At 40.1% G+C, this 1,732-nt stretch carries 1 protein-coding gene; it reads right to left on the reverse strand.

Going from position 1 to position 1,732, the window contains the following annotated elements:
* Positions 1 to 92: 92 nt before the first annotated feature.
* Entirely contained in the window at positions 93 to 1,649 is a 1,557-nt protein-coding gene (locus tag OD355_RS13760; protein WP_263039072.1) for an IS1182 family transposase, read from the reverse strand.
* Between the last annotated feature and the right edge of the window lie 83 nt (positions 1,650 to 1,732).

Raw genomic sequence — 1,732 nt, forward strand, 5'->3', positions numbered from 1 at the left:
CGTCAGGCTGTGAAAAAAGTCAGTTTCAGGCAAAAATCAGTTGATAGAATGGGTATAAACTTAGTTATAAGGTGTTTTAGGAGTACTTGTTTTTATGCGCATAATAATTGACTTGGAAAATAAAATGTCTTATTTAATCGCTTATGGAGTCGGTTTTCTGAAGATAAAACACCGCCTGGGTACTTTGGTGTCCAACTTTGCAGTTTTTCCATCAGATCCTTAAAGCCCAGGATATTGCGGGTCCGTTTCATATTGTAAACAAGCATGATTAAAGCCACTTCTCCATTCACTTTCTCTAAGCCTCGCAGATTGGTGTAATACAAATTCCACTGCCGTTTGATGGTGCCAAAGATATGCTCATTGATCTCTTGTCGTTGACGATATAATGCTGGATTGGATTCGTAATTATGCTTGTTACGCTCTACCGCTGTGGCATATTCACTGCGTTCTATCTCTCGCCTGCCATCGTGACGACCTGTGCACAAATCTTTTACGGAACACGTTAAACACGCAGGTGTGCGGTATTTCTTAAACTGATAACTGACATCATTATCGCGCTTCTTTCTGTGTAATCTACCTGTGGTATGTAGTGTTTGTCCTGCTGGGCAGGTGTAAGTATCTGATACTTCATCATACACAAAATGCTGAACCATATATTCAGGCTGTGTGCCTTTTGCATTGCTGTTGACCAACTCCTGGCGGGCTACAATCGTGTCTATTCCACATTCTTGGCAAGCTTGTAATTCTTTTCCGGTATGGTAGCCTTTATCCGCCAAAACAGTTAATTTATCTGCTGCTATATTCTCTTTCGCTTCTTTGCTGATAGCATACAAGGCATTTTTATCATTACGATTGATGGTATGTGTTGCTACTACCAATTTATGTTCCTGATCTATCGCTGCCTGCATATTATAACCCACTTCTACCACAACTCCTCTTACCAATAAAGCCCTTGCATCTGGATCGGTAGTGCTTACTTGTGGCTCTTGGCTTTGATCTAACTGCTCCTGTAAGGCTTCGTATTTTATCTTGTGTTGCTGAAGGCGTGCTAGTTTTTCTTGCACATCACCAAGGCTTATCGCTTCATCTTCGGAGGCATCGGTCTGCTCAAACTCCTCGAGCAATGCCTTGCTTTTCTGTTCGATGTAATCCAAGTGCCGTTGGATTTTTTTAGGATTATAATTGTTCTTCTTACTGTTGTTGCCTCGGATTTTAGTGCCATCTACAGCAATCACTTCTCCGCCTATTAATCCTGCATCTTTCAGAAAAGAAACAAATAATTTAAACAGATTTTGGAGGGCTTGCGCATTGATTTTTCGAAAGTCGGCAATGGAATGGTAATTAGGATGCAGGCCTTGCAATAACCATTGTAGTTCTATATTTCGGATGGCTTCGCGCTCAAGTTTTCTGCTGCTGCGAATGCCATTGAGGTAAGCGTAAAGATAGAGTTTGAGAAACAAAGCATCGCTAAAAGCAGCTCTGCCATCTTTCTTTTTATCCGAGGAAGTCAAGGACTGAACACCCAATTGTTGTAAATCCAACTTATCTACAAAAGCATCAATAAACCGGACGTCATTATCTGTAGCAACAGCATCTTCCAAACTGGAAAAAGTAATTTGTTGTCTGTCTAAACCGTTGATTATAGGCATAAAACTGTGCGTTATAAATACGTTATGAATTTAAGAAATATTGACTATATTTGAAATAGTTTGTGTACTTTTTTCACAGACTG

Source organism: Haoranjiania flava, from assembly GCF_025631005.1.
GTDB classification, from domain to species: Bacteria; Bacteroidota; Bacteroidia; order Chitinophagales; family Chitinophagaceae; genus Haoranjiania; species Haoranjiania flava.

What these genes read in the sequence shown, in the direction of transcription:
- OD355_RS13760 (WP_263039072.1), bottom strand. Translation starts at nt 1,649, where the DNA reads ATGCCTATAATCAACGGTTTAGACAGACAACAAATTACTTTTTCCAGT.